Source organism: Microcoleus sp. A006_D1 (assembly GCF_036702805.1).
Classification (GTDB): domain Bacteria; phylum Cyanobacteriota; class Cyanobacteriia; order Cyanobacteriales; family Microcoleaceae; genus Microcoleus.
Genome location: NZ_JAUBVZ010000001.1, coordinates 681,043 through 707,172, shown reverse-complemented (window position 1 = coordinate 707,172; position 26,130 = coordinate 681,043). Strand labels below are relative to the sequence as shown.

Annotated in this window: 19 protein-coding genes; 7 read left to right on the top strand and 12 right to left on the bottom strand. The window is 47.1% G+C overall.

The genetic code is table 11. The features are described from left to right. Positions 1 to 151 precede the first annotated feature (151 nt). The 5 genes from tnpA to QUB68_RS02855 form a co-directional block, all read right to left on the bottom strand. Positions 152 to 571, bottom strand: coding sequence for an IS200/IS605 family transposase (gene tnpA / locus QUB68_RS02875; RefSeq protein ID WP_332989187.1), 420 nt, complete (start codon positions 569 to 571; stop codon positions 152 to 154). A gap of 34 nt (positions 572 to 605) precedes the next feature. Beyond that, positions 606 to 1,868 carry an RNA-guided endonuclease InsQ/TnpB family protein gene (locus tag QUB68_RS02870; RefSeq protein ID WP_332989185.1) on the bottom strand — a complete coding sequence of 421 codons (1,263 nt, stop codon included), beginning with the start codon at positions 1,866 to 1,868 and terminating at the stop codon, positions 606 to 608. Positions 1,869 to 2,213: 345 nt separating this feature from the next. Continuing rightward, positions 2,214 to 3,455, bottom strand: a complete 1,242-nt coding sequence (gene argJ, locus QUB68_RS02865) for a bifunctional ornithine acetyltransferase/N-acetylglutamate synthase (protein WP_332989183.1) — start codon at positions 3,453 to 3,455, stop codon at positions 2,214 to 2,216. A gap of 356 nt (positions 3,456 to 3,811) precedes the next feature. Continuing rightward, positions 3,812 to 3,952, bottom strand: coding sequence for a hypothetical protein (locus QUB68_RS02860; RefSeq protein WP_332989232.1), 141 nt, complete (start codon positions 3,950 to 3,952; stop codon positions 3,812 to 3,814). A gap of 61 nt (positions 3,953 to 4,013) precedes the next feature. Next, on the bottom strand, positions 4,014 to 4,208 hold the full coding sequence (locus QUB68_RS02855; RefSeq protein WP_332989182.1) for a hypothetical protein: 195 nt from the start codon (positions 4,206 to 4,208) through the stop codon (positions 4,014 to 4,016). A 54-nt stretch (positions 4,209 to 4,262) separates the two neighbouring features. Between QUB68_RS02855 and QUB68_RS02850 the strand changes: the two genes are divergently transcribed. From QUB68_RS02850 to QUB68_RS02840, 3 genes are all read left to right on the top strand, one after another. Beyond that, complete coding sequence (locus QUB68_RS02850; protein ID WP_332989180.1) at positions 4,263 to 4,415, top strand: hypothetical protein; 153 nt, start codon at positions 4,263 to 4,265, stop codon at positions 4,413 to 4,415. Between the two features lie 199 nt (positions 4,416 to 4,614). Beyond that, positions 4,615 to 4,809: a hypothetical protein gene (locus tag QUB68_RS02845; RefSeq protein WP_293128907.1), complete on the top strand. Its 195-nt coding sequence runs from the start codon at positions 4,615 to 4,617 to the stop codon at positions 4,807 to 4,809. Then, on the top strand, positions 4,794 to 5,012 hold the full coding sequence (locus QUB68_RS02840; RefSeq protein WP_332989177.1) for a type II toxin-antitoxin system PemK/MazF family toxin: 219 nt from the start codon (positions 4,794 to 4,796) through the stop codon (positions 5,010 to 5,012). The genes QUB68_RS02845 and QUB68_RS02840 overlap by 16 nt, the downstream gene beginning before the upstream one ends. Before the next feature lie 340 nt (positions 5,013 to 5,352). Here the strand turns inward: QUB68_RS02840 and QUB68_RS02835 are convergent, their stop codons facing one another. The 4 genes from QUB68_RS02835 to QUB68_RS02820 all read right to left on the bottom strand — a co-directional run bounded on the left by QUB68_RS02835 (position 5,353) and on the right by QUB68_RS02820 (position 14,775). After that, the gene (locus tag QUB68_RS02835) at positions 5,353 to 5,661 is read right to left on the bottom strand and encodes a hypothetical protein (RefSeq protein WP_332989176.1); all 309 of its coding nucleotides are present in this window, start codon (positions 5,659 to 5,661) and stop codon (positions 5,353 to 5,355) included. A gap of 755 nt (positions 5,662 to 6,416) precedes the next feature. Further along, positions 6,417 to 8,006 carry a glycoside hydrolase family 57 protein gene (locus tag QUB68_RS02830; RefSeq protein ID WP_332989174.1) on the bottom strand — a complete coding sequence of 530 codons (1,590 nt, stop codon included), beginning with the start codon at positions 8,004 to 8,006 and terminating at the stop codon, positions 6,417 to 6,419. 87 nt (positions 8,007 to 8,093) lie between these two features. Continuing rightward, positions 8,094 to 11,312 carry an EAL domain-containing protein gene (locus QUB68_RS02825; protein ID WP_332989172.1) on the bottom strand — a complete coding sequence of 1,073 codons (3,219 nt, stop codon included), beginning with the start codon at positions 11,310 to 11,312 and terminating at the stop codon, positions 8,094 to 8,096. A gap of 256 nt (positions 11,313 to 11,568) precedes the next feature. Further along, positions 11,569 to 14,775 carry a PAS domain-containing sensor histidine kinase gene (locus QUB68_RS02820; protein WP_332989170.1) on the bottom strand — a complete coding sequence of 1,069 codons (3,207 nt, stop codon included), beginning with the start codon at positions 14,773 to 14,775 and terminating at the stop codon, positions 11,569 to 11,571. 814 nt (positions 14,776 to 15,589) lie between these two features. Between QUB68_RS02820 and gatB the strand changes: the two genes are divergently transcribed. The 4 genes from gatB (at position 15,590) to QUB68_RS02800 (ending at position 20,864) form a co-directional block, all read left to right on the top strand. Further along, positions 15,590 to 17,074 (top strand): Asp-tRNA(Asn)/Glu-tRNA(Gln) amidotransferase subunit GatB, encoded by a 1,485-nt coding sequence (gene gatB / locus QUB68_RS02815; RefSeq protein WP_332989231.1) that lies wholly within the window; start codon positions 15,590 to 15,592, stop codon positions 17,072 to 17,074. 484 nt (positions 17,075 to 17,558) lie between these two features. Then, positions 17,559 to 18,725 carry a pentapeptide repeat-containing protein gene (locus QUB68_RS02810; protein WP_332989168.1) on the top strand — a complete coding sequence of 389 codons (1,167 nt, stop codon included), beginning with the start codon at positions 17,559 to 17,561 and terminating at the stop codon, positions 18,723 to 18,725. Positions 18,726 to 18,865: 140 nt separating this feature from the next. Continuing rightward, entirely contained in the window at positions 18,866 to 19,450 is a 585-nt protein-coding gene (locus tag QUB68_RS02805; RefSeq protein ID WP_332989166.1) for a Uma2 family endonuclease, read from the top strand. 139 nt (positions 19,451 to 19,589) lie between these two features. Next, positions 19,590 to 20,864: a pentapeptide repeat-containing protein gene (locus QUB68_RS02800; RefSeq protein ID WP_332989164.1), complete on the top strand. Its 1,275-nt coding sequence runs from the start codon at positions 19,590 to 19,592 to the stop codon at positions 20,862 to 20,864. Positions 20,865 to 21,017: 153 nt separating this feature from the next. Here the strand turns inward: QUB68_RS02800 and QUB68_RS02795 are convergent, their stop codons facing one another. From QUB68_RS02795 to dpdE, 3 genes are all read right to left on the bottom strand, one after another. After that, positions 21,018 to 21,773, bottom strand: a complete 756-nt coding sequence (locus tag QUB68_RS02795) for an HIRAN domain-containing protein (protein ID WP_332989162.1) — start codon at positions 21,771 to 21,773, stop codon at positions 21,018 to 21,020. Positions 21,774 to 21,910: 137 nt separating this feature from the next. Continuing rightward, entirely contained in the window at positions 21,911 to 22,690 is a 780-nt protein-coding gene (locus tag QUB68_RS02790; protein WP_332989160.1) for a hypothetical protein, read from the bottom strand. An 89-nt stretch (positions 22,691 to 22,779) separates the two neighbouring features. After that, positions 22,780 to 26,115, bottom strand: coding sequence for a protein DpdE (gene dpdE / locus QUB68_RS02785; RefSeq protein WP_332989158.1), 3,336 nt, complete (start codon positions 26,113 to 26,115; stop codon positions 22,780 to 22,782). Between the last annotated feature and the right edge of the window lie 15 nt (positions 26,116 to 26,130).

Genomic DNA, 26,130 nt, shown 5'->3' with positions numbered 1-26,130 from the left:
ATTCCCGGCGAATCGAATTCGCGGCGACACAAACGAAACCCGCCGACGCGGGTTGAAGAAATTTTGGATTCAAGAATCGCGGGTGGTTGAGATTCCCGGCGAATCGAATTCGCGGCGACACAAACGAAACCCGCCTCCGCGGGTTGAAGAATCACAGGCGATTGAGATTATCTAGTGATTTGTGAGTCAGTTCCCAATGAGGAATCATTGATTTCTCCTTGTGGTGAACAGCTAGATTTCTGATATATTTAGCTACAATGTCGATCGCATCACGGCTAACAGTAAACGCCCCATAGCTGCCTTGCCATTTAAAAAAATCACCCGGTTTAATTTCGTGAGTGATTAAATGGGAAGAACTACCCTTGACTTGCTTAATTATCTCAAATACAGCTAAAGTCGTCGGAAAACCTGTTAACAGGTGAACGTGATCTTCTATGCCACCAACGGCAATCACTGTGCATCCCAATTTCTGACATTCTGCAATAATTGCTGCATAGATAAATTGTTGAATATCAGGAGTAATCAACGGCAATCTATCCCAGGTTGCCCAAGTAAAATGGATATGTGACATGACTCCGACTGTCAGGGTACGGAGCTTCTTTGAATCACTTCAAAGATTTCCTAGTTGTTCCCTTGCGGGTTTTCGACTTTGACCTAGACCGAGATATCTCAGCCCCCGGCAAACCGTCTGCATAGGCGTTTTGGATTCCCGACTGCCCATCGGTACTAATTAACTCTATTCCTCTATTTCTAATTACTTGTCCACTAGCCACATCTCTATCGGCAATGAATCCACACTCTTGACAATGATGTACCCTAACGCTCAAGTCTTTTTTAACAGTTGCGCCACACTCAGGACATTCTTGAGAAGTCCCCCTAGCGCTAACTTCCCCAAAGAACTTGCCACGCTTCCAGCACACGTACTTGGTGATAGTTCGGAATTGTCCAAAACCAGCATCCAGCATCTGTTTGCCAAGCATCCCTTTGGCGAGAATTCGATAATCCAAGTCTTCCATGAAGACCATATCACCCGCATCGCAAAGGGCGTGAGCTTGTTTGAAGTGAAAATCCTTGCGGGTATTATCAATTGTGTGGTGGATTCTAGCGACTTTAATCCGTTGTTTTTCGTAATTTTTAGAGCGCTTCTTTTTCCGATCAAGTCTGCGTTGCAGCAATTTCAGCTTGCTTTGCATCACTTTCAAGAACTTAGGCGATTTTACAAGAACTCCGTCGCTAGTTGCCAAAAACTTGGAAAGTCCAACGTCTACCCCAATTGGATGACCATGAGGCATGGGGTTGGGAACGTTAACATCACACTGAATATTGATGTCAGCGTACCATATATCAGCCTTGTTAATTATCCGAACCTGCTTAACTACAAAGCCACTCGGTATCGGGCGATCGCCCGTGTTAACTGGAATGGGCCCCAACTTAGGCAAGGCAATATGCACTCCCTGCACTGGATTCTGTTTAAATTGGGGAAACAGCAAAGACTTGAATTGTCCAAACTTTTTAAATCTGGGGAATCCATGCCCAGCTTTTTGAAACCCATCCCATGCTCGGTGCAGTTGTTTAATAGCTTGTTGCAAGACTTGGCTTGGTACTTCACCTAATCGGGGAAATACCTTTTTAGCGCTTGGCAAAGCATTAAGCTGATTCACTTCGCTAGGGAAAGGACTATCAGCGGCCATGATATATTCATGACTGATAGAGCATCTGTCAACCATGCACTTCCGGCTATTGCACCAATCCTTAATTTCGCGCAGCCCATAGTTATAGGCATCGCGACAAACATCCATCCAATCTTTGAGTGACTGTTCTTGAGTAATATTGGGATAGATTCGATAGCGGTAATTCATGGTTAGCATTTCACTACCTTAACATATTTAGTGGCAGGTGCAACACCAGTAAATACAAAGCCGATGCTCAAAGCACGGGGTTTTAAACCCAACTTTCTGATAACTGGGTAAAATTGTCTCTCATTGCTATTAAAAATGTGTGAAATTTGTCTTCAACCCGCGGAGGCGCGTGAGTGTCTGTATCGCCGCGATTGAAATCGCCGGGGCTGCGTCGCCGCGATTTCAATCGTCGAGACATCTTCAACCCGCGGAGGCGGGTGAGTGTCTGTGTCGCCGCGATTTCAATCGCCGGGGCTGTGTCGCCGCGATTTCAATCGCCGGGGCTGTGTCGCCGCGATTTCAATCGCCGGGGCATTAAGTCGTATACTCCGCGTTAATCTTCACGTAGTCGTAACTCAAATCACATCCCCAAGCCTTCGCAAAACCGCCGCCATTCCCCACACCAACCTGAATTAAAACCGTGTCTTCCTTCAGATATTCACCAGCAGCCGCCGCTTTCATGTAATTACTCGCAGCAGATTTATCGAACTCTTTGGGTTGTCCGTTTTCCATCATCAAAAAATCCCCCAATTGAATCCGCAAATTCTCCTGTTCAAAAGCAACACCAGCGCGCCCCGCCGCCGCCGCAATCCTTCCCCAATTCGGATCGCGTCCAAAAATCGCAGCTTTTACCAAAGAAGAACCGACAATTGTTTTGGCAATTTTACTCGCAGAAACTTCGTCAGTGGCGCCACTAACTTGCACTTCCACCAAACAAGTTGCACCTTCGCCATCGCGGGCGATCGCCTTTGCTAAATGCACGCAAACTTCTGTCAGCATCGCCTCTAATTTTTCCGCATCCGGGCCCATTTCCGTAATTGCTGGCGTGCGAGATTGGCCGTTAGTCAAAGCAATTAGCGAATCGTTGGTACTGGTATCGCCGTCAACAGTAATTTGATTGAAACTCCTGTTAGCCGCCCGACTCACCATTTCCTGCCACAAATGCGATGACACTGCTGCATCGCAAGTTACAAATGCCAGCATTGTTGCCATATTTGGGTGAATCATTCCCGAACCTTTGCAAATGCCGCCGATGCGGACGGGGCGATCGCCAAACATGGTTTCCAGGGCGATCGTTTTCGGCACTAAATCAGTCGTACAAATAGCCTTAGCCGCCGCATCTGAACCAGTTTCCGATGCCTCAGCAACCAATCGGGGAATTCCCGCCCTCAACGGTTCCATTTTAATCCGCTGTCCGATCACACCAGTGGATGCCAAAAGAATCGATTCAGAAGGAATATTCAGCGCTTGGGCCAACAATTTCGCGCTTTCGAGGGCATCTGCTAAGCCTGCTTCGCCCGTCGCAGCATTTGCTTGTCCGGCATTGCACAAAATTGCTTTGGCGCTGGGTTTCGCTTGCAAACGCTGGCGGCAGTAGTCCACGCAAGCAGCCCGGACTGTGGATGTGGTGAAGACTCCCGCGGCGATCGCCTCCACGTCTGATAAAATCAAACTTAAATCCGGCAAGCCTGAAGGCTTCAAACCTGCTGTAATTCCAGATGCTCGATATCCTCTGGGTGCTGTAACTCCGCCGTCAATTTCTTTCCAGTCCGACATGATGACCTCCCTAGTAGCCTTCAATCTGCTGAAAAGGGATTATATCAAGTTTCTCGGCACAAACGTCTTTTATTGTTTGTGATGTATACGTTTTAGGCGAGCCAACTCTCATGCAAGCTCACTTTTTGCTCGCAAGCACTACAACCGAAATCTTGCCAATTGCCAATTGCCAATTCCCAACTGTCAACTGTCAACTGTCAACTGACTACTGACTACTGACTAATAAAATTAATCGCGACTTCCTCTTTAGAGCTCGAACTCAAGAAGAAGTCGCGATGGTTTTGTAACTGACATGATTAATTTATAGCTGGCAAACAACAAACTCGATTCAACTGTCTCGCTGTTGAAAAAACGAGTTATTTGCGATCGACACTCGCCTGAGAACCAGTATCTAAACTAACTTCAGCAGCCGTGCGGCTCAGCAGAGATTGCTGGCGGTTCTTAACGAGGTGTTGTTGGCGCATCATCAGGCTGCGGGCTTGTTCTTGAGTAGACATAACTGGTTTCTCCAAATGTAGGTAATAGGTTTGCGGGCAATTGGGGAAATTGAGCTTTGCCTTAGCTCATGCTGGCGTTGCTGCGATCGTAACTGTCTTTAAGGCTGGGCTGTGGCTTGCCTTGAATGTGACCCCAGTAGTGGCTATCTTCCATCCCGACTTCGGTGGCGCTGCGGTTGAGCATGGATTGCTGCCGGTTCTTCACCATGTGGTGGTGGCGCATCATCAGAGAGCGAGCTTGATTTTCGGTAGACATATGCGGTTCCTCCGTTTTCCTTGATTAATTTTGGCTGGTTTTCTGTTCCTATTTATGACTATATCAGATAATTCTGTATCTAAAGCTACAAAAATTAGATTATCACAAAAGTTTATATTTGGGCGAGAAGTGCGATCGAGGTTGCGGGGATTGCGATCGCCCTTCGCGCGTGAAAAAGTCGTAAAGGGCGATTCACGCGCGGGATAGCTACGCTCGCGCGCACCGGCACGATGTCAAAAAGGGCGTGATCCCTTTTGGCGTTGAATCAGTGGGTTAGTCGTGAATCGCCCATTTTACTCAATCGCAGCCGATCGCCGTCTTCATCCCTGACCAAAAGACCGATCGCTCCTAATCTCAAGGATGCTATCATAGATGAACAGTTACTATGTCTTTATAGGTAAATGACATGAACGCTAAAGAATTGCTCCTTAAAGAAGTGGATAATATTCCAGAATTTATATTAGAAGAAGTTTGGGATTTCCTGCAATTTCTAAAAGTAAAATATGATAAAAATAAGTTAGAATCAAGCCTGCTCAGTGAATCTGCTTTGCAAAAAGACTGGTTAAAGTCAGAGGAGGATGAAGCATGGCAGAATTTGTAAAAGGTGATGTGGTAGTTGTTCCATTCCCATTTTCAGATTTAACACAAGCCAAGCGCCGACCGGCTTTAGTTATAGCAACTTTGACAGGAGACGATCTAATTCTTTGTCAGATTACTAGCCAGAGAATAGCCGATCGCTATGCTATTACTCTTGAAAGTAGTGATTTTAGTGAGGGCGGACTGAAACCTTACGAGCAACATTAGACCTAATCGCTTGTTTACGGCTGACCGAGAAATTATACTTTATAAAGCTGGTAAGCTTAAGGCTGAGAAGTTGAACGAGGCGATCGCTAAAATAGTTGAAATTATTCAGCAGTAATTCTCTATTGTCAAGCGTTCCGTCTGTTCAAAATGCTGTTTGACTACTTTGTAAAGGGCGATCGACCGGCACGACACTAAAAGGGTGATCGCCCGCCTAAGAGTGAAAAAGTAGTAAAGGGCGATCAACCTTTGGATGCCAAAAGTGCGATCGCCTATATGACACTAGCTTTTGCTGAGTTCCGACTGCGTAATCTACTTTAATTAACACTGCTTACCGCTGCAATTAACCACATCCTAAGATGTGCTTAATGCCTTCGACTACAGCCGCCACAGCCGCGATATGTAAAAGTCCGTCAAATGGCAAGGTTATCGAAGCCAAGCTAGCACCGACTGTCACAAAAGCCATAAGCTTCGCGGAAACAGCGCCTATTGAAGCAATTGTCACTGTTGGCAGACCAGCCGTAGCGGCAAAGGTTAAAAGTCCCCCTAGTAAAGCTATGATAGCGATTAACTCTCCCTGCCCGACATTATGGCAGGAGCTAGTTTGTGCTAGTAGCAATTGAGTAAATTTCCAGGGAATTAATATAGACATTTGGATTGTTTTAAACTTACTTCTAGAAATATGAATTATACACAGTAAACTGTCAACTGTTAATCGAAAAATGTGTTTTATCTTTCGGACGAGCTCCTACTTTTTGGCCTCAACCTCATTTCTCCGCGAGGGGTTCAAGGGCGATTCCCTACGGGATAGCTACCCTGCGGGAACGCTTCGCGAACGCTCGCGCGTACTTTCAAGTAGGCGCAGAAAAGCGATCGAGCGATAGCTGTTCCCCTCTTAACAAAGCGATCGCCCGTCACCAGTGAAAAAGTTGTAAAGGGAGATTCCCTACGGGATAGCTACCCTGCGGTAACGCTTCGCGAACGCTGCACGACTATTGCAAGATGCTAACTAAAAAGGGCGATCGCTCTCCCATCTCAAACAAGCGATCACCTCTTTTGAGTCATTAGACTTCTTGCATTCATTCGCTTTTCTATCTTGAAATTCATCTGCTTTATATGTAGTTGATATCTGCCTTATATCTGCGGTTGACCGATCAACAAAAGACTTATGCAATCTTGTGTATTGCATAAATCTTTGTGAGTTATACAGCCATATGCTTGAGTTGAAAAAGTAACTGCTCCCTCTTTCCCTCAGTTAATTGATAATAGCCATAGTCTCGGCGATTGCTTCGCTCTTGCACAGCGAACAATGATAATAGCGCTAACCCAAGCGTATTGAATAATAAATGTATGAAAAAAACCCGCACTGGCGGGTTTTAATCTGTCGGAAATTGGCTCGAAGTTTGCTTAGAGCGATCGATAAACGCGATAATTAATCTCAGGGAAGATGTTATCAATCTCCTGAACCTTCTCCAACCAGCCGGAATCGACTTTGCCCTCTTTCACTTCATCGTACAGCTTGTGAAAGCGCATTAAGTGCGATCGCGTCCGCCGCACCGCATAGGGCACCATCGTCCCTGTACGCATGATAAACGCCCAGTCAGACGATTGAGCTAACAACACTTCCCGCGCAGCCTGATTCAAAGCCCGCAACTGCAACTCATCCTCTGCTTCCATGTTTCCCAACTCAATCATCCGTTCCGCAGCCTTGTGTAAGTGCGGATAAATCCAAGCATTAGTATCATTCAGCCAATATTCGTGGAAACCCCGGAAACCCCAACTAGACTGAGATGGACGGCACACTTGCTGAGTCGGATTTCCTCGCAAATAATCGGCTAAGTGCGTCATCTCGTAGGTATTTTGGTCGTACCAACTCTTGCGGAACAAGTAATCTAAGAACCAAGGCCCTTCGTACCACCAATGACCGAAAAGTTCCGCGTCATAAGGCGATACAATAATCGGGGGACGCTGCATGATGCCGTTGAGGTGTTCGACTTGCCGTTCTCGGTTGAATGCAAAGTTGCTGGCGTGTTCGGCGGCTTTTTCCCGCGCCCAGTACGGATCGTATAACTGTTTGTCGCCTAAACCCAGTCCGCGACCGGTGATTTTGTGATACTTAATCCCGGTGTTTTTGCGCTGGCCGTTGGGCATGATGTAGGGCTTGATGTAGTCGTATTCGGCTTCCCAACCCAAATCTTTGTAGAATTCGCGGTATTCGGCGGCGCCGGGATAGCCGACTTCGGATGACCAAACTTGCTGCGATGATTCGTGATCCCTACCAAAGGCTGCTACTCCGCATTCTGTGAAAATCGGGGCGTAGCTACCGTAGCGGGGACGCGGGCGGGCGTAGAGGATGCCGTGACCGTCTGTGAGAAAGTAGCGGAGGCCGGCGTCGGCTAACATCCTCTCTAAGCCCTCGTAGTAGGCGCATTCGGGCAGCCAAATGCCTTTTGGTCGGCGGCCGAAGTTTTGTTCGTAGCTTTCGCAGGCTACTTGTATTTGCGCCCACACTGCTTCGGGGTACATTTTCATCAGCGGTAGGTAGCCGTGGGTGGCCCCGCAGGTCATGATTTCAAGGTTGTTGCTGTCTTGAAATTGTTTGAAGGCTTTTACTAAATCTCGATCGCACTTTTCCCAATAATTGCGGACTTGAGAGAAGTGGGCGGCGTAATGTTCTGCCAAATATCGGAGGTGACCGTTGCCGCTGTGGTGTTCAATTTCAAGATCCGCTAGTTCTTCGAGTTTGGCTAAGTGGTCGTCGAAACGGTCTTGCAGCAAGGGGTCGCGCAGCATTGACACCAAGGGCGGTGTCATGCTCATGGTAATTTTAAAGTCGATGCCGTCGCGTTTGAGCCCTTCAAACACTTGCAGCAGGGGAATGTAGGTTTCGGCGATCGCCTCAAACAGCCATTCTTCTTCTAAAACGTAGTCGCTTTCGGGGTGGCGGACAAAGGGCAGGTGGGCGTGGAGAACGAGGGCGAGGTAGCCAATAGCCATAATGATTTGGATGACGCCAGTTAGGGACAGCTTTAAAATATTTTAAGATTTTAAGCTGAAATGGGACGCACAAAGTGCCGTGTTTTTTTAACTGCTTTTCTCTAACAAACTAAATGCGAGCAAATTCTGATTTTCTGCTTGCTGTCGGATGAGACCTGCTGCTGTTTGAGAGTCTACTGGCTTTGAGAAAAAGAATCCTTGGGCGAACTCGCATTTTAACCCTTTGAGTATAGATAGTTGCGAGGCTTCTTCTACTCCTTCGGCTACAACATCCATGCCTAAATTGTGCGACAAAGTAACGATCGACCGCACAATTTCTGTCGGGTCAATGCCTCCTTTGCCGAGGTCGAAATCACCTCCCATCCTGCTCACAAAAGAGCGGTCTATTTTTAAGGTATTGGTGGGGAAGCGGTGCAGGTAGGAGAGTGATGAATACCCGGTGCCGAAATCGTCAATGCACAGGTGTATGTTGCGGGCTCTGAGTTCCACCAGCATTGCTGTTACTGATTCGGAATTTTCTATGAGTACGCTTTCGGTAATTTCTAGTTTTAAACTGCTGCCGTGGAGGTGACTTTCTTCGAGAACTCGATCGATGTATTCGATTAAATCTGGCTGAGAAAACTGTTTGACTGAAAGGTTGACGCTGACGCTTAAGGGCGGGTTGTTTTGAAATAGCTGCTGCCACTCGCGAATTTGCTGGCAAGCTGTACGCAGTACCCAGCGGCCCAGCGGTACAATCAAGCCGGTTTCTTCGGCGATGGGAATAAATTCGTTGGGAGAAACTAAGCCGCGTTCTGGATGCTGCCAGCGCACTAGGGCCTCGAAACCGTTAATTGTGTTATTGGCGATCGACACGATCGGCTGGTAGTGAATGATAAACTGGGGGGCTGCGTTCATGGGAGGTAAGCCTGATGGTGGAAATTGGGGAGATTGGGGAGAGTCTTCTTCTCTGGCCGGGTCTTTAATTGATTCGATCGCCCGCCGCAGGTCATTTTCTAGCTGCAACAGCCGCAAAGCGTGGGCGTGCATGGAACTGTTGAAAACTTCGTGTCGAGCTCTGCCGAGTTCTTTGGCGCGGTACATGGCGGTGTCAGCGTCACGCAGCAGGTTGATCGGTTCTTCGTATTCGCCAGAACTCAAAGCAATGCCGATGCTGGCGGTGATAAAGACTTCGTGTCCGTCTAGTAGGATGGGGGAGGTGATTTTCTTTTGCAGGCGGTTGACGATGCTGGTAGCTTCGTTTACGCCGTCGATGTCTTCAAGCAAAAGCACGAACTCGTCTCCTCCGAGGCGGGCCACTGTATCTCCGGCCCTCAGACAAGCTTCGAGACGGCGGGCGATCGCAACTAGCAGTTGATCGCCGATCGCATGGCCGAGAGAATCGTTGACTACTTTAAATCGATCTAAATCGAGAAATAGCACGGCAAACAAGTAGTCTTTGCGCCGTTTTGCCAGCCTCAGAGAGTGTTCCAGCCGATCGGTAAATAGCGCTCGGTTGGGCAAGCCGGTCAGGGAGTCGTGAAAAGCCTCGTGCAGCAGTTGTTCTTCGGCGAGTTTGCGCTGAGTGATGTCGTGGCAGTTGATCACGATGCCATTGACTGCGGGATCGTGCAGCAAGTTGGTGGCTACTGCTTCTACATAACACCAGGAACCGTTGCGGTGGCGGACTCTGTACTCAACTGGGGACTGGCTTGTTTTGGGGTTTGCAAGGGCTTTTTGGAGGGTTTGGGCGATCGCAGTGCAGTCCTCGGGGTGAACGGTTTCTAGGGCGCTGCGTCCGATCGCGTGGTGCGGCCCGTAGCCTAAAATTCGCTTGACGGAAGGGCTGATGTAGCGGAATATGCCATCGGCATCGAGAATAATCGTGATGTCTGTGGCGTTTTCAATCAGCGATCGAAATCGCTGTTCGCGTTGCCGCAGGGCTGATTCGGCTTGTTTACGTCCGCTGATGTCGAGGGCTACTCCGTCTATGATGATATCGCCGTTTTCGTTTTTGGAAAATTTGGCGCTGTCTTGCACCCACTTGACTTCGCCGGAATTTAACACGATCCGGTACTGGCGATCGCAGGGCTGGAGACTGGCACTCGATGCTGCTACGCTGCCGTCAAAGGAGTTTTTGTCGTCGGGATGAATAATTTCGGTCAACCGTTCCGGGCGCGCCATTACTTCTTCTGGCCCAATCCCAGTCACTTCGCGGACGCCCGGACTGATGTAGGGCATGGACATTGTGCCGTCTGGATGCAGCACGACGCGGTAGACTGAGCCGGGAATGTTGGCTGCCATGGTGGCTAGCTGCTGCTGGATGCCGCGGACTTCTGCTTCAGCTCGTTTGCGTTCTGCGAGTTCGGTTTGTGCTTGTTGGTAGAGTTCCGCTTGGTGAATCGCGATCGCACATTGATCGGCTATGGCTTTGACTAGGGATAGTTCTTCGGCAGTCCAAGAGCGCGCCCGATCGCACTGATAGAGGCCAATTCCTCCCAAAAATGACTGCTGGTACAGCAGGGGCGCGATCGCCACGGCGCGGAACCCTACAAACTCTGCTGATGCTTGCAGGGACGGACACAGGCTCGATAACTCGTCGAGGACGAGGGTTTCTCCGGCCGCGAGGGAGGTTCGGTAGTGTTGGGCAAATTCGCAATTTAGCCCGATGAGTCGTTGTTTGTCTGCTGATGAGCTGATGTAGCGAACTATGATGCCGCCTGTGGCATCTGGCTGCAAGATCGTACAGCCGCTGATTTCGAGAGCTTCGTGCAGTTGATCTGCGGTGGTTTGCAGCACTTCGTCGAGTACAAGGGTGAAGCGCATGGCTTGGACGATGCGGTTGACGATCGCCTCACGAGTCGCTTGCCGCTGAATTTTGGCGATCGCTTCTTGTTGCTGGCGGCGCATTTTGTATTCTTGCAGCGATCGTTCTAAGACTGTTGGCAACCTAAACAGCCGCCCTTTGAATACGTAATCCGTCATTCCGGCTTTGATGCAATCAACTGCCGCTTCTTCTCCCAAACTTCCCGTTACTAAAATAAATGGGATCTCTTGCCCTAATTCCTGCATTAATTTCAACACTTCTAAACCGTTGAAACCCGGCAGGCGGTAATCTGACAGCACAGCGTCGTACTGGCAATTTTGGAGCAGTTGTCTGCACTCTGTTGCTGTTTCGGCAGTGTCGCAATTAAAATTAACTCCCCCCGATTCTAAGGCGAGCACTATTAATTCCATATCTTCTGCCATGTCTTCGACAATCAACAAGTTTAATGTTGATTCCGCTACCATGTTCAGTAAATAATTGGTCTGTTCGCGATCTAACATACGGAATTCTGGAGTTTTTGAAGGTGGTTCATGTTGCTAAATCTTTTCATTTCTCAGAGGGAGTTTGGGGAAGTCTCACTCGATTTTTTTAGTTATCTTTATAAATATTTTCCATCGGCTCTCAACACATTTATTTGATACTCGCGACCGAGGGCTTGCAGAACATAGTGTGACTTATTTAACTTTATAATAGTTCTAAATTCTGCATTTATAACTACTATACTGGCAAGTTGCGAATTTATATTACCGTTTGAGATTATTTGCTTAGTTTAAAGTAGAATGTCGCTCCTTGACTAGGTACGCTCGTCGCCCAAATCGTGCCGCCGTGGCGGTGAATAATCCGCCCGACGATCGCCAAACCGATGCCCGTACCTTCAAATTCTCTCTGGGAGTGCAGCCGCACAAAGGCTCCAAACAGTCGATCGGCATATTCCATCTCAAAACCCACGCCGTTATCCTTGACAAAAATCGTTCCATCGGGTAAGGCATCAATAACTATTGTAGCCGGAGTGCGATCGCGGCTGAACTTGACGGCGTTGCCAATCAAGTTGCTGAACACCTGTTGCAGTAGGGTGGGATCTCCCATCACCACCGGCAAATCTCCGACGGTAAATTCTACGCTGTCGGGAGTTGGAGCCGGCTCTGCGCCAGTTCGGGGTTTAGTCAATTTAATCGCAGTTTGCACCAAACGGGTGAGATCGATCGGAATTTGCGTTAACTCGGTGCGGCCCACCCGCGAAAGATCGAGCAAACCGTCAATCAACAGACTCATTTTTTGGCTGCTCTCCTCAATGACTTCCATATAGTGAACAATTTTAGGATCGTTCAAGGTCTCAGTTGATTGTAACCGCTGTTTCAAAGCATTAACAAAACCTGAAATATGGCGCAAAGGAGCGCGGAGATCGTGGGAAACAGAATAGCAAAAAGATTCTAATTCTTGATTGGCAGCCTCTAATTGCTCCGTGCGTTCCGACAAAGCTTGTTTCGTCTTTACCAACTCAGTGATATCGCGAGAAGTGCCAATTAAAGCATAAACCTCGCCGTCGAGATTCCTGAGAGGAATTTTAAAAGTGTCGAAGTAAGTAGTTTTGTTGTCGGACAAAATATATTTTTCTTGCAAGTGTAGAGTTTCCCCTGATTCAAATACCTGCAAGTTTTCCCGCACAAATTTTGTGGCTAGTTCAGGGGGAAAACATTCAAACACAGTTTTGCCCTGCATCTCATTTCTGCTGTCGAAACCTGCCATTTCTGCCAAAGGTTTATTCACAAAAGGCTGGCGCATATTTTCGCGTTCTACTACAAAAATGCGATCGGGCAAAGCATCAAAAAAAGTCTCTAATTCGGCGGTACGCTGGGCGACTTGAGCTTCTAAAGTTTCGTTGAGCTGTTTGAGTTCTGCTTCGGCTCGTTTGCGCTGGGTGATATCTTGACCGATGCCGATACTTCTGCCGTCTGAGAGGCGAACGTTTGCCCAAGTAGTGTCGATAATTCGCCCGTCTCTAACTTTAGTTTGGAAGTCGCCCCACTTCTGGGTTGCTGCTTGGATGAAGTCCAAAACTTCTTGGCGGTATTCCGGCTGCGGATAAAATTCCGCCAACATATCGCGGTTTTTGGTTTCTTCAAAACTCCAGCCGAGCACTTGTTCCCAGTGGCGGTTTACCAAGTTTATTTCACCTTGGGAATCCAAGAATGTGAGCATGACTGGCACGTTGTCGAAGATTGTTTGCAGCACTTCGTTTTGCTGTTTTAAGGCTGATTCGGCTTGTTTGCGCTCGCTAATGTCGAGTACCGAACCGATTACTTGCTTCATTTGTCCCTCTGGGGTTCTTTTGAAAATTGTCGATCGATCGTGCACCCAGCGCCATTCCCCATTTTTGTGTTTGATCCTGTAGTCGATGTCATCGATTTCGTGGGGGTTGGTGCTGTTTACCAGGCGCTGCATACCTGCAATTAACTTGGGCATATCCTCGGGGTGAACCAAGGTAGAGACAGCTTCTGTACCCAACTCTTGCAATTCTGCGGGAGTGTAGCCCAGCATGGAAGTAACGGCTGCATTTGCATAGATATTTTGCTGTGCTTCTGTGTCGTAAATGTACAGAAAGTTGGGGATGGTTGTAATGATGCTTTCTAAAAGTTCTTGCTGTTTTTGCAGTTCCGATTCGGCTTGTTTGCGATCGGTCAAGTCTAGCACAAAACTCACCCCAAATTGCTGCGAACCTTCTAAAAACGCACCGCCTAGCATCACCGGAACGCGGCTGCCGTCCGAGCGAATGTATTCTTTTTCAAAGGGGGTAGCTGTGCTGGTAGCTGCCAGTTCTGCAAGTTTTTCTGCGTCAAGGCTGCGGTACTCTGGCGGTGTCATTCCTTGCCAGCAAATTTTTTGGGATAACAAATCGTCTCGCGTATACCCTACTAGGTTTAAAAAAGCCTGATTTGCGTCGGTAATCTGGCCGTTAATGTCCCAAAAAAATATGCCGATAATGTTAGAATCGACTACGCGCCTAAATCGAGCTTCGCTTTGGCGCAACTGAGCTTCGACTTGTTTTATTTCTGTGATGTCGCGGGCGATCGCTAAAACTGTTTCTACTGAATTGTCCTCAGCCAATTCGGGAATAATTCGACAGTGATAATATTTTTGGCCGCTGGGAGTGGGATAGTCAAATTCTATAGTTTCTGGTTTACCTGTGCAAAAAACGTTCGGGAAAGCTGCATTTAACTGGTTACACAAATGCGGCGACAGTCCCAATTCTTGGGTAGTTTTGCCGATAAATTGTGCTGCGGTTTTTCCGGTAACAGCTTCGACTGCTTGGTTGATGTAAAGGTGGCGCTGTTCTCGATCGAACCGCGCTATGATATCGGTAGAATTTTCGGCGATCGCCCTAAATGCCTGTTCGCACTGCCGCAATTCTTCTTGAGTGCGGTGTTGTTCGGTTATGTCTCTGACAAAAGATAGAATTGAAACTACTTTTCCCTCTGCATCGATTAGTCCAGAATTGTACCACTCGCAGTAAATTATCGAGCCATCTTTGGTATAGTTGCGGTTGCGGCAAACGTGGCGGGGTTCTTTGCCGTGCAAGAGTTGATTTGTGACGGCGCACACTTGCTCGAAGTCTTCTTCATGAACTATTAACCATTCGTGCCAGTATTTGCCGGTTACTTCTGCTGCAATCCAGCCAAATATTTGTTCTGCCATGGGCGACCACCGCATTACCCGAAATTCGCTGTCCCACTCTATAACTGCCATTGGCGAGTTTTCTAGGTGAAATTCCCGTCGCTCCTGGGATTGTTTTATTTGGGTTTGAAGTTGCTGGCGCCGTTGCTTAGCCACAGCCAATCGCTCGCTGATTTCCTGTGTGTTTGCTGCGCCGAATTTGGCTATCTGAGCAATGGTTTCTGCTGTTTGTTTTTCCAGTTCGTTCCAAGCGAGTTCAAGGGCTGATTCCGCCTGCTCTAGCTCAGTCATTCTGTTCTGAAACAGTGGGGCACTTTCTACAGAAATTTCCGGCATATTTTTGACATTTAGGCAAGTGTTACTTTGACATTTTTTAATAAAATTTTATAAACTAAAAATGTGTAATTTATGGTTAAATTATACATTTTAATTATTAATTTGTGCCCGGAGCCGTTGTTGAAGCCGGGCGGCGCGATTAAAGCGTTCCAGTTCCAGGGTTTGGCGTGCAGATCGTCTCGCACTCTTGCCCGATCGCTAGCCAACTCTCTTGGGCAAGACTGCGGGCGCGATTATCGGGCGCTAAGTATATTCTCGCACAAGGTTGTGGTTTGGGGGCGATCGAAAAGATACTGGCGCGACGGGCGGGCGTGGGGTTCTGGTGAATCTGTAGCAGGGCGTTGGGTGTGCCGATCGGACGTACGGTTAGAAACCGCGCCTACACAAACTCTCACGCGCCTCCGCGGGTTGAAGAAGCGGTTTCAACCGATCGATCTTTTTTGCGAGATCTGCCTGATGTGAAGTGAAAACCGTCTCATTCGTGTCAACTTGAGCTGCGAATGTAGTCCTAGACTGCTATCTGACGATTAGGGCCTCGATCCCCCTAAATCCCCCGGATAGTCGGGGGACTTTGAGAATACTCCTGTCCCCCCCTTGCTTTCGGGGGGTTAGGGGGGATCGAGACTTCGATACAAACCAGAGAGACAAAGGATTTCAGGCTTAAGTTTACACCAATGAAACCGTCCCTACCGGACAAATAATCTTAAGTCGGTTTGCTCAATAAACAGCTAAAATATAATCTAAAGTTATTAAATTTTTAATGTCGCTTATGACTGCTGCTGCATCAGTTAAAACTCAGTACGAAGCTGTTATCGGTCTCGAAACTCACTGTCAATTGAGCACGAATACTAAAATTTTCTCCAGTTCTTCCACAGAATTTGGCAATGCTCCAAATACAAACATTGACCCGATTTGTATGGGAATGCCTGGAGTGCTGCCAGTATTAAATGAAAAAGTCCTGGAGTATGCGGTGAAAGCAGGGCTTGCTCTCAACTGCAAAATCGCACCTTACAGTAAGTTTGACCGCAAGCAATATTTCTATCCGGATTTGCCGAAAAATTATCAAATTTCTCAGTTCGATTTGCCGATCGCCATTAACGGTTCGATAGAAATTGAAATGGTGGACGAAACGGGCAATTCTACTAGAAAACAAATCGGGATCACTCGCTTGCACATGGAGGAAGATGCCGGAAAATTGGTTCACGGCGGCAGCGATCGCCTCAGCGGTTCAACTTATTCAATGGTGGACTACAACCGCGCCGGTGTGCCTCTGATCGAAATTGTTTCGGAACCGGATTTGCGATCGGGCGCGGAAGCTGCCGAATACGGTCAAGAAATACGCCGGATCGTCCGCTACATCGGCGTTGGCGACGGGAATATGCAGGAAGGTTCCCTGCGGTGCGACGTGAATATTTCGGTGCGCCCGGTTGGTCGAAAAGAGTTCGGGACGAAAGTCGAAATTAAAAATATGAACTCTTTTAATGCGATCGAACGGGCGATCGATTACGAGATCGAGCGGCAAATTCAAGCTATCGAAAATGGCGAAATCATCCTCCAAGAAACGCGGCTTTGGGATGAAAACAAGCAGTGTACTTTCAGTATGCGACTCAAGGAAGGTGCGAGCGATTATCGGTATTTCCCGGAACCGGATTTGCCTCCGATCGAGGTTTCGGCAGATCAATTGCGGGATTGGAAAGCTCAACTGCCGGAATTGCCGGCCGAAAAGCGCCACCGCTATGAATCTGATCTCGCTCTTTCTCCCTACGACGCGCGGGTTTTGACTGACGACAAAGCGGTGGCGGAGTATTTTGAAAAGTCGATCGCCGCGGGTGCTGCTACTAAGCAAGCTGCGAATTGGGTGATGGGCGATATCACGGCTTATCTGAAAAATGAGAAACTGGCGATCGCAGAAATTCCGTTCCAACCGCAGGATTTAGCGGAACTGCTGGGGCTCATTGATGCTGGCACGATCAGCGGCAAAATCGCTAAGGATATTTTGCCGGAGTTGCTGGCAAATGGCGGTTCGCCTCAGAAGTTGGTTGAGAGTAAGGGTTTGATTCAAATTTCGGATACCGGGGCGATCGATCGGGCGATCGATGCCGTGTTGGCTGCCAATCCCAAGGAGCTCGAACAGTACCGGGCTGGCAAAACGAAGCTGCTGGGCTTTTTCGTCGGCAAGGTGATGAAGGAAACGGGCGGCAGGGCCGATCCGAAATTGACCAATGAGCTGCTGGTAGCCAAGCTTAACGCCTAAGCCGAAACAGCGGTTAAGGGTGTCGTGTAGCGGATCAAGTGGCGGGCGATCGGTTTTTCCTGATCCCGCCGCGCGATCGCCCTTGCTGCTTTGTGCTATCTTTATAATTTAATATACATTTCTTTACAATATCTTCACGTTTGGGGGTGTCACCCCTCATCCCGGTCATGTTATATTTTGTTATGTAGATGCACCCTGATGGCAGAGAGAGTTACTTAAATAGCTCTCTCTTTTTTTGTCTTTTTTTTGCGGGTACGGACGTGAAAATACGGATGCGGAAGCATCGGGAGAGGGGGAGCGATAAGCTGTTGCGAATTTAAATTGTATATTCGGGACGATGCTCAGAGCAACGTCCCACAAGAGTGTTTAAGCGATTTTTGACATACAATTTAAATGTAGGACAGCTTACCGATTACCGATTAGCCATTACTAATTAACGATTACCGATTACTATCAATTTGAGTTATTAACTAATTTTGACAGTATGAGCGAACCAGGTAGCGAGCTAATTAAGCAGGGGATTTTGCAGTATCAGGCGCACCAGTTTGAGGCGGCGCTGGATTCTTGGCAGGAAGCGCTGAGGCTGTATCGGGAAATCGACGATCGGCGCCGATCGGGTGCGGCGCTGGGTAATATGGGCGTGGCTTACGAGGCGCTGGGAAATTACGATCGCGCGATCGACTGTTACCGGCAGCATTTGGTGTTAGCGCGGGAAATTGGCGATCGCCGGGGCGAGGCGAATGCTTTGGGAAATCTGGGCAATGCTTGCTGTGCTTTGGAAGATTTTTCTGGTGCTATTGATTACCAGCAGCAGCGTTTGGCGATCGCGCGGGAGACTGGCGACTCTCGCTCTGAGTTGGAAACTTTGGGCAATTTGGCGCTGGCTTGCGATGCTAATGCAGATTTGCCTGGTGCGATCGAGTGTTATCAGCAGCAGTTGTCGATCGCGCGCGGCAGCAACGACGATCGCATTGAGCGCAGTGCTCTCAAGAGTTTGAAGCTTGCTTACAAGTATTTAGCGGATTATCAGAAAGCCGACGAGTACCGACAGCAGCAATTGGCGATCGTGCGGGAACTGTTTTTAACCGATAAAAATCAGGATTTTGTACAACTTGCAGAAACAGTCGGTTTAAATCCCGTCGAGGATTTTGCCGGGACTGATTTAAGCGGTTTTGATTTGCAATACGCTGATTTGAACGGTGCGGATTTGCGCGAAACTAACCTTCAGGGCGCAGATTTGACCTTAGCAGATCTCAGCGGTGCTTTGCTAAGTTCTGCTATTTTAATTGATGCTACTTTGTGCAATGCTAATTTGCGCGATGCTGAACTCAGCAGCGCGAACTTGAGCGGTGCAGATTTGCGAACCAAGCTGCCGAGAGCAAATTTGAGCGGTGCAAATTTAACTGGCGCGAATTTGAGCAGTGCTTATTTACCGAATGCACTTTTAGTTAATGCAAATTTGACAAATACTGATTTCAAGAATGCTGATTTGAGCGGTGTTGATTTGAGCGGCGCGAATTTAAATGGTGCTGATTTGAGCCGCGCTGATTTAAAAAATGTGGTAGTGGAAAATGCCAGATTTACTGGTTGTTTGGGGATTTCGGAAGGGGTAAAAGTTGAGTTGAGGACACGGGGCGGGATTTTTGAGTAGAATGGGAATGTTGGTAAGCTGTTGAGCATCTGAATTGTATATTCGGGACGGGCTAGGAGCAACGTCCCACAAGAATTTAATTAATTTTTGACACACAATTTAAATGCAGAACAGCTTAATTAAAGAGGGCAATAAAAGCTATGACTGGCGTAACTGCAAAACGATTCTCGATCGCCGAATATGACCGTTTGGCAGAACTGGGATTTTTTGAGTCCGATGGCCGAGTTGAATTGATTCGCGGGGAAATTATCAAAATGGCTGCTAAAGGTAGGCTTCACTCGGATTGCAATACTCTTTTAGTTGAGGAGTTAATCATTTTACTGGCAAGACGCGCTCGCCTGCGTGTACAGGAACCGATTATTTTGTCTGATGATAGCGAACCAGAACCTGATGTGGTTATTGCCCGCCGTTATGACAATTATTTATCTCCTCACCCTCTAGCTGCTGATATTTTGTTGGTGATTGAAGTTTCTGATTCTACTTTGAAGTACGATCGGAGAACCAAGTTATCTCTCTACGCTGAATCGGGGATTGCTGATTATTGGATATTTAATTTGGTAGATATTCAACTGGAAATGTACAGCGAACCTTATCAGAAACAAACAGGTGGTTTCGATTATCGACTGAAACGAGTGGTTTTGCCGAATGAGGTTGTGGCAATTCCAGGTTTCCCAGAGTTGTCTCTGGATTTGTCTACGGTATTTCCGGCGCAGATTAGTGAGTGAAGGTGAGGAGTTTGTCATCGCCCTTGATGATATAATCCAAAAGTGCGATCGACGAACTCCTCAGCAAATTAACGTAGGGCGATCTTCGGCGCCGATCGCCAACACATGAGAAATTATCACAATCATCACATATAAAAAAATGCCGGATTGTGATAAAATAGAAATAAAGCACTCGTCAAAATCTCCATCACAGTCTGGCAGAGCCAGCACTTCGACCGATATGCGATCGCTAGAGTCTCACAACAAATACCCAGATTGCTTGTGGATGCAATTAGAAGCAATTCCACTACCGTCGGTTGCAGCCCAAACCCAGCAGCTCGACATTCACTTGAGCCTCAATTTTAACGAGCATTGGGAGCCCCTGCTCGGCGGCCGCATCAAATTTGGCCTGCAAGGCGGGACGCTCAAGCTCAATCTGGAAAACTGCGAAATTCCCGTAGCATCGCGTCAGTTAGTCGGTGATTTCCAGCTTTCGCCAATAGAAAGCAGTACAGAAGTTTTGTTAACCGAAAGTCTGCGGGAAGTTCCAGACAGCGAGAATTTGGAAAAAATCCCGGAAATTGACTGCACGTTGTGTCAAGTTTCCACAATAGGCGACGATACAAAGCCTGCTTGGATTTTTTCATTAGAACGGGGCAAACCAGTATTGAAAGGTTTGCTGAAAAGTGCAAAACTGGGAGAATTTGCCGCCAACCCATTGCGGATCGCCGCGGCTTTTGAAGTTGCTAAAGAAGATATTTATCTAACAGATGCGGAGGGTTTGTGGCCGCACGATATTACGCCAAATCAACACGCGGTTTTAGAAAGAATCCTGACTGTATATTTGCAAGCAAATAAACTGCAACCGGCTCTCAGTTGGGCGCTTTTATCCTACAATTTGCCTGCGGTGGAACAGCCCGAGGTGGAAATTGTCGCCGAAACTGAAGCCCAATTGCAGGAAATGGTCGATCGCATTATTTCCGCTGAAACCGACGATTTCGCTATGTTAGCAAAAATAGCCAATCTCAATCCAGCACTGGATTTCGCGGGCGGTAGCTTGCGCGGAACCAGTTTGAGTGCAGTGGATTTTAGCAGCGCAAATCTCGATCGCGCCAACTTCCGGGGTGCAAACTTGAGCGATGCCGATTTCAGCGACGCCAACCTACAAAATGCCAAATTGGGCGGTGCAGATTTGAGCGGCGCTTTCTTAGGAAATGCCGATTTGAGCGGCGCAGATTTGCACCGCGCAAGTCTGGCTTTAGCAAACCTCAGCGGTGCCGATTTGAGCGGCGCCAATCTGATCGAAGTTAACTTAACAAATGCTAATTTCAGCGGTGCGAATGTCGAGTCAGCCCGGTTTGGGAATAACGCCGGACTTGCGGAGGATGTGAAGGTAAGTTTACATCAGCGCGGAGCGATTTTTGAGGATGTTTAGTAGAGTGAAGCGTTGCACAGTTTTGGGCGATGGTTATAGGTAAATACGCTTGAATTAACTTTTTTGTCATTGCGAGCGCAGAGAAGGCGATCGCAATGACTAGGTTGCTTCTCAATTAAGTGAGGTGTCGCCTGGAATTTAAAACACTTATTTTTACACCAAAACCTTTGCAATCAATGGTTGATATTGACAACTTGAGAAAGGACGAAAATCATCCTTGCAATCAACATTCATTGTACATAACAGGCGAAATTGGAGAGGAGTTAAAGGTTTATTAACACGCTCTACCCGCACCTCTAAGTTAGAATTTTGTCGAAGCAACTCAAAAAATTCTGCAAGCAAATATCGTGGACAATAGCCGACAATATAGTGGTCTTTAGTATTTAAAATTAAAGCCTGAGAATCGTAGGGATTTTGAAATTCGTGAGCTAACCATAATCTTTCCCCAGGCTCAAACTGATTAATCCGCTCAATTGTACTGCTTGGTAAATGTCGCAGCCCATGCAAGAAAAAATAGAGATGGTAACGTCCTTCTTCGTCAACTTCTGGACACGGAAAAACAGCAAGTGTATCGGTTTCTCGTTCTCCACCACTACGGGCTAAAATTGCCATTGGATCGTTTTCATCCTTGAGAATATTCAGCGATTCAATAAAACTTGAATAATCAGGCCGCGAACGAGACATTAACCGATTTGCGAACACTGGAAATAACTGAGTTGATGTATAGACTTCATTTAATCGCGGAAACGAAGACAAAGGTTTAAAAGCACATTGCTCTTCGGCCTCTTTTATACCTTGCGTATAAACAAATTGATAGAGACCTCCATCAAATGTTAATCGACCAATCGGGAACCAATAGCGACTAATGGGGTCTTGCCAAGCTAAAAATAAGGTCTTTGGTGTCTTCAAGATAGTGTTTCCCTCAACGTAACTAGCCTATGTTTATTGATTTCCAAAATTTTCTGAGCAAAATTACTAGCCTCGGCGGATATACGCGAGCGATTAATGCGATTAAAAATATCTAATATATTGACTTTTGAGATATTTTAAAGTTGCGCCAACCACACACTAGCTACTTCAGGATGGCGATAAGCAACCAGTGAAAAAACATCAAAAGTTTTAAGAGTTCTTTTATCTTCAACATTGCCATAGAATGCTGAAAAACATTTATTTGTGTAAGATTGAACCGAACGTTTCTGCCTTAGAGAATCAGAAAGATCGCGTCCTAAACTTGAAGCATGATCGTAAGTAGGTGCTAAGTGTTCCGTTTCTGTTGAATTAGATTCTGTTTTCATTCGGATAATCCCCCAGTTTTCATGGTGACGGTCTCCGTTACCAATCCACGCATCTAACAAAAGATAGCCAACAAAGACATCCACTGCTTTGTGGATACCAGAGATTGGTGTCCAATTAAGAGGTAAATTTATGGAATCGCCTCCAATAATCCCCAGCACTAGATCAATTGTATGTTGTGATGTGCCATAGGTGCTGAAAGTTGGGTAATTTGGCACAATTGAAGCAATAAGCTCGTTACCGTGTACAAGTGTTCCTCCTTGTGGTAAAAAATTAGGTGAGATCACACCACGATCGCCAATCCATGTTGAAGCTAATTCGTAAACAGCGTGAGGAAGTCCGATTAGTTCGCACAATTGAGATGAGACTTTTTCTGCCCAATCTTCCCCCAAGTTTAGTCGCGTTTGCTTGTACAGACAACGATTAATTTCTTTATGGTGGAACCAAAACTTATATTTGCTTCCTAAAGTTTCATTGGAGGAGGCTTCATAAGCTTCTTGCGTGACAAGTAAGATTGGGAACTCATCGATCATAAACTTGGTTTCAAACGCTGTCTTATATTTGTCGGGACACAGCAGTGCTGTGTCCTAAAATTATAGAGTACAATTAAGCTGATTTGAGATTATCCCTCATCCTCCGATTTCACAGGAGCACGCCCAGAAATCACAATAAATCCCACCGATTCAAGAGTCAGGTGCGGGCGGCGAATTCCCGCTAAAACCGCTTGACTCAACGCACTTTCCGTACTGATTTCATCAGCCAAAACCGATTCTAAAAGTTGTTCGGATTTAGAAAGTCGATCCCAGCGCAATTGCAATTGATTCACCCGGTTTTCGAGTTGAACAGCAGCACTGACAGCGGAACTATTGCACATTTCCACAAAAGCCTCACGCCCGCGCAGCAATTCCTCAGATACCACCCGCCCCTTTTGGCAAAAATCATCCCAATCCAGCGGATCGACAAAACTGTCAATCATCGACGTGCGATTTTTCGACAAATTGTAATCCCGATTCGGCCCGCCTTTCCCCTTATAAGCCCGCTGCAAAATTGCCAGAACTTCCGCATCTTCCACCAGAGACATCTGCTCGCTGCGAGCGTCTACAAATACAGTTTCAAAAGTTGGGAGAAACAGAGCATCAGCGCGGCGCTGCAAAGCTTTCAGATTGTAATTTTCAATATTTTGCGCTTGCAAAACTTGCTCAGACGGCTGCACATCAGTCTGGATTGAATAATTAAACTGGAAGCCGAACCATTCCTTCCCTTCCGCAGCATCCCAACTCTCATCATGCCGCCACATTGCAAAAGCTTGACCCCGATCGTCCCAGCGAATATAAGAGCCAAGTGCATCAATTAATCCCTCGCCAGTTCGGTAAAGCACGACATCCACATTCTGATGAGCAATGCGGCGATTGTAACTACCATACTGCTGACAATACGGAACCAATCGAGTTGTCAAATCCTTCGAGGGAATTAAGGTTTTTTGAGTAGGTTGATAGCGCATCAACCCAGATATACTCGGATGTTCGACTTGTTTGAAGTGGAGGGCTTGACACAACCAACCTTCCGCCGCCCGCTGCATTTCTTTATGACGTGCATCGCAGTTGTCGAGGGATTCAAAATACTGAGATGCGCTGTCATCAAGAGTGTCAATTTCATCGAGAACGTACTGTTCATCGATTTTGATTTTCTCTTGTTCGATTTCAGTTTTAATCAATTCAAGTTCGCTTGATAAGCCCTTGGCTCCCTCGGTAAACAACTTTTCTTCAAGTTGAATGAGTTTTTTGTCAGCATAAAAGTGAAGGCTGGAAATAGATTTGTTGAAGATATCAAACCCGTCTTTTAAAACTTGAAACCAAGCTTCGTGGGGGCTATCGGGCATATCTGGGCCTGCAAACAAACAAAATTGGACTCCCATTTTGCTACCAATGCGATCGACTCTGCCGAGTCTTTGCTCTAACTGGTTGGGAAACCACGGTAAATCGAAGTGCACTAACCAATCTGTCAATTGCAGGTTTACGCCTGTTTCGGCCGATCGATCGCACACTAAGATAAAACAGTGCGGCTCCGTCTTAAACCGATGCAGACTAGCCTCAACATCATCCCCCGATTTACCAGTGTCATGGCTGGCGATCGCCTTTTTACCAAAGATTTTAGCTAAATTCTCCGCAATCTCTTGACAAGTTGTCGTAAAACTGGTGAAAATCACAATTTTCGGGAAACGCTCGCCCGGAATCGGCCGTTTAATTTGCTGCTGAATTCTCGATAACAAATCGCGAGGATTGGTGTGATACTCGCGCGGAACCTTCAAAGCAACTGCGAGAAATCGCAAAACGGCGATTCGTAACAAACTCGGTCGATCGAGTCCTTCCTGGGGTTTTTCCACCGTGTTGAGTAAGGTTTCGAGGATTTCCCTTTCTTCGGGAAACAGCGCAGTTCTGGTCAAAATTGCGGTGTCGCTTTGTCCAAAATCGCGATCGAGCTCCGGACTTGATTTCTTCTGCAAGCGAGCTTTAACAACCCGTTCCAAAACATTCAGCCAAGTACCGGAAGCCCGGAAAAACAGCAGAAAAATTCTCTGATATTCGCTGGATTTCGGAGCAGCAGCGCGCCATTTATCGAGTACAGTTTGAATTTCCGACCACTGTTCATCATTCAAATCGTACTCGGTTTTGGGGACAGCATCTCGATCGAAAATCACATCTTCCACGGCATCCCGGCGGTTGCGGAGAATTCGGCGGTGCAGGCGGTAGGTATCGCTAATGTGAGTGCGAATAGTTCGGATCAGGCGAGATTTTTCTGTGGTTTCTTCAGTTTTCAAACAACTTTCTAACTCAGTTGCTAAGCCGATTAAATAATCATCTTTCGCAAACAGAGTACGGAGTTTAGCGAGTTTTGTTTGCAAAACAGAAGCCTGTGCTGTTTCTCGGAAATCTAGCAAAGCGCGACCAATTTCCTGACGGTTTTGTACCCGTTCCTTGAAACTTTCCAAATCATCAAGACGGTAAGTTGTCGGGTCTAGCAAGTGCAGCATTGTCAGAAAATCTTGCTCGCGGCCAACGACTGGCGTTGCAGATAATAACAATAAATTTTTGCTTTTGTGGGCTAGTTTCTGGCAGAGTTCAAAGGATTGTTGCTGGTTGCGATCGCCCGAATTTGCCATTGCAGCCAGATCGTGCGCTTCATCAACTATCAGAAAATCTAGGTTAGCGTTGCGGCTAATTTGATTGATTTCGCTAAGAGCAACAAGTTGTACTCGATCGGCAAAATGAGACAAATAGAATTTATTTTCTAACTCTTGCCGCCACTGTTCAAGCAGGTATTTGGGAACGAGCACCACAGCGCGCCCGTTGGGATCGTCGAGCAGAAATTGGCGGAGAATTGTCCCCGCTTCTACTGTTTTGCCGAGTCCTGCTTCGTCGGCCAATAAATAGCGCACGATCGGGTCTTCTAAGACGCGCCGGACGACTTCAACTTGGTGCGGGTAGAGGTCTATGTTCGCAGAAATTAACCCCGTCATGCCCCGGCTGACGGCGCGCTGTTCGATCGCAGATTGCACAAAAGCCAAGCGGCGATCGTGAAAATACGGCGTTTCTTGGCCTTTGACTGCTAAAATGTCGATCGGATCGGCGATCGGGATATTGCAGCGCACGTAAAGTTCACTTTCGACAGCTTGCAAACTTTGGCTGTCGGGGAGGTCAATTTCGTACTCTAATTTATCTTCATCCCAGTCATAAACTCGGCCGATTATCCATCTTTCCTGAGTTGTGCTCCAGAGATAGCAGCGGGTTTGGCGCTGAAGTCGGGCTTCTTGCAGCAAACCCAAGGGTACAGTTTTGCGGATGCGGTTTTTTACTGAGCAAAAATATTCAATTACGGCATCGGGGTGGGATACCTCGACAACTTTTCCGATTCCCATATCGTTTTTGGGCGATCGAACTAACGAACCAACATCAATCATAATTTCAGCCTGACA

Coding starts and splice junctions, on each gene's coding strand:
- QUB68_RS02830 (WP_332989174.1), bottom strand. CDS start 8,006: ATGGCTATTGGCTACCTCGCCCTCGTTCTCCACGCCCACCTGCCCTTT.
- QUB68_RS02820 (WP_332989170.1), bottom strand. CDS start 14,775: ATGACTGAGCTAGAGCAGGCGGAATCAGCCCTTGAACTCGCTTGGAAC.
- QUB68_RS02835 (WP_332989176.1), bottom strand. CDS start 5,661: ATGTCTATATTAATTCCCTGGAAATTTACTCAATTGCTACTAGCACAA.
- QUB68_RS02790 (WP_332989160.1), bottom strand. CDS start 22,690: ATGATCGATGAGTTCCCAATCTTACTTGTCACGCAAGAAGCTTATGAA.
- QUB68_RS02850 (WP_332989180.1), top strand. CDS start 4,263: ATGACTATATCAGATAATTCTGTATCTAAAGCTACAAAAATTAGATTA.
- dpdE (WP_332989158.1), bottom strand. CDS start 26,115: ATGATTGATGTTGGTTCGTTAGTTCGATCGCCCAAAAACGATATGGGA.
- QUB68_RS02800 (WP_332989164.1), top strand. CDS start 19,590: ATGCCGGATTGTGATAAAATAGAAATAAAGCACTCGTCAAAATCTCCA.
- QUB68_RS02855 (WP_332989182.1), bottom strand. CDS start 4,208: ATGTCTACCGAAAATCAAGCTCGCTCTCTGATGATGCGCCACCACCAC.
- gatB (WP_332989231.1), top strand. CDS start 15,590: ATGACTGCTGCTGCATCAGTTAAAACTCAGTACGAAGCTGTTATCGGT.
- QUB68_RS02860 (WP_332989232.1), bottom strand. CDS start 3,952: ATGTCTACTCAAGAACAAGCCCGCAGCCTGATGATGCGCCAACAACAC.
- tnpA (WP_332989187.1), bottom strand. CDS start 571: ATGTCACATATCCATTTTACTTGGGCAACCTGGGATAGATTGCCGTTG.
- QUB68_RS02845 (WP_293128907.1), top strand. CDS start 4,615: ATGAACGCTAAAGAATTGCTCCTTAAAGAAGTGGATAATATTCCAGAA.
- QUB68_RS02870 (WP_332989185.1), bottom strand. CDS start 1,868: ATGCTAACCATGAATTACCGCTATCGAATCTATCCCAATATTACTCAA.
- QUB68_RS02825 (WP_332989172.1), bottom strand. CDS start 11,312: ATGTTAGATCGCGAACAGACCAATTATTTACTGAACATGGTAGCGGAA.
- QUB68_RS02810 (WP_332989168.1), top strand. CDS start 17,559: ATGAGCGAACCAGGTAGCGAGCTAATTAAGCAGGGGATTTTGCAGTAT.
- QUB68_RS02805 (WP_332989166.1), top strand. CDS start 18,866: ATGACTGGCGTAACTGCAAAACGATTCTCGATCGCCGAATATGACCGT.
- QUB68_RS02840 (WP_332989177.1), top strand. CDS start 4,794: ATGGCAGAATTTGTAAAAGGTGATGTGGTAGTTGTTCCATTCCCATTT.
- argJ (WP_332989183.1), bottom strand. CDS start 3,455: ATGTCGGACTGGAAAGAAATTGACGGCGGAGTTACAGCACCCAGAGGA.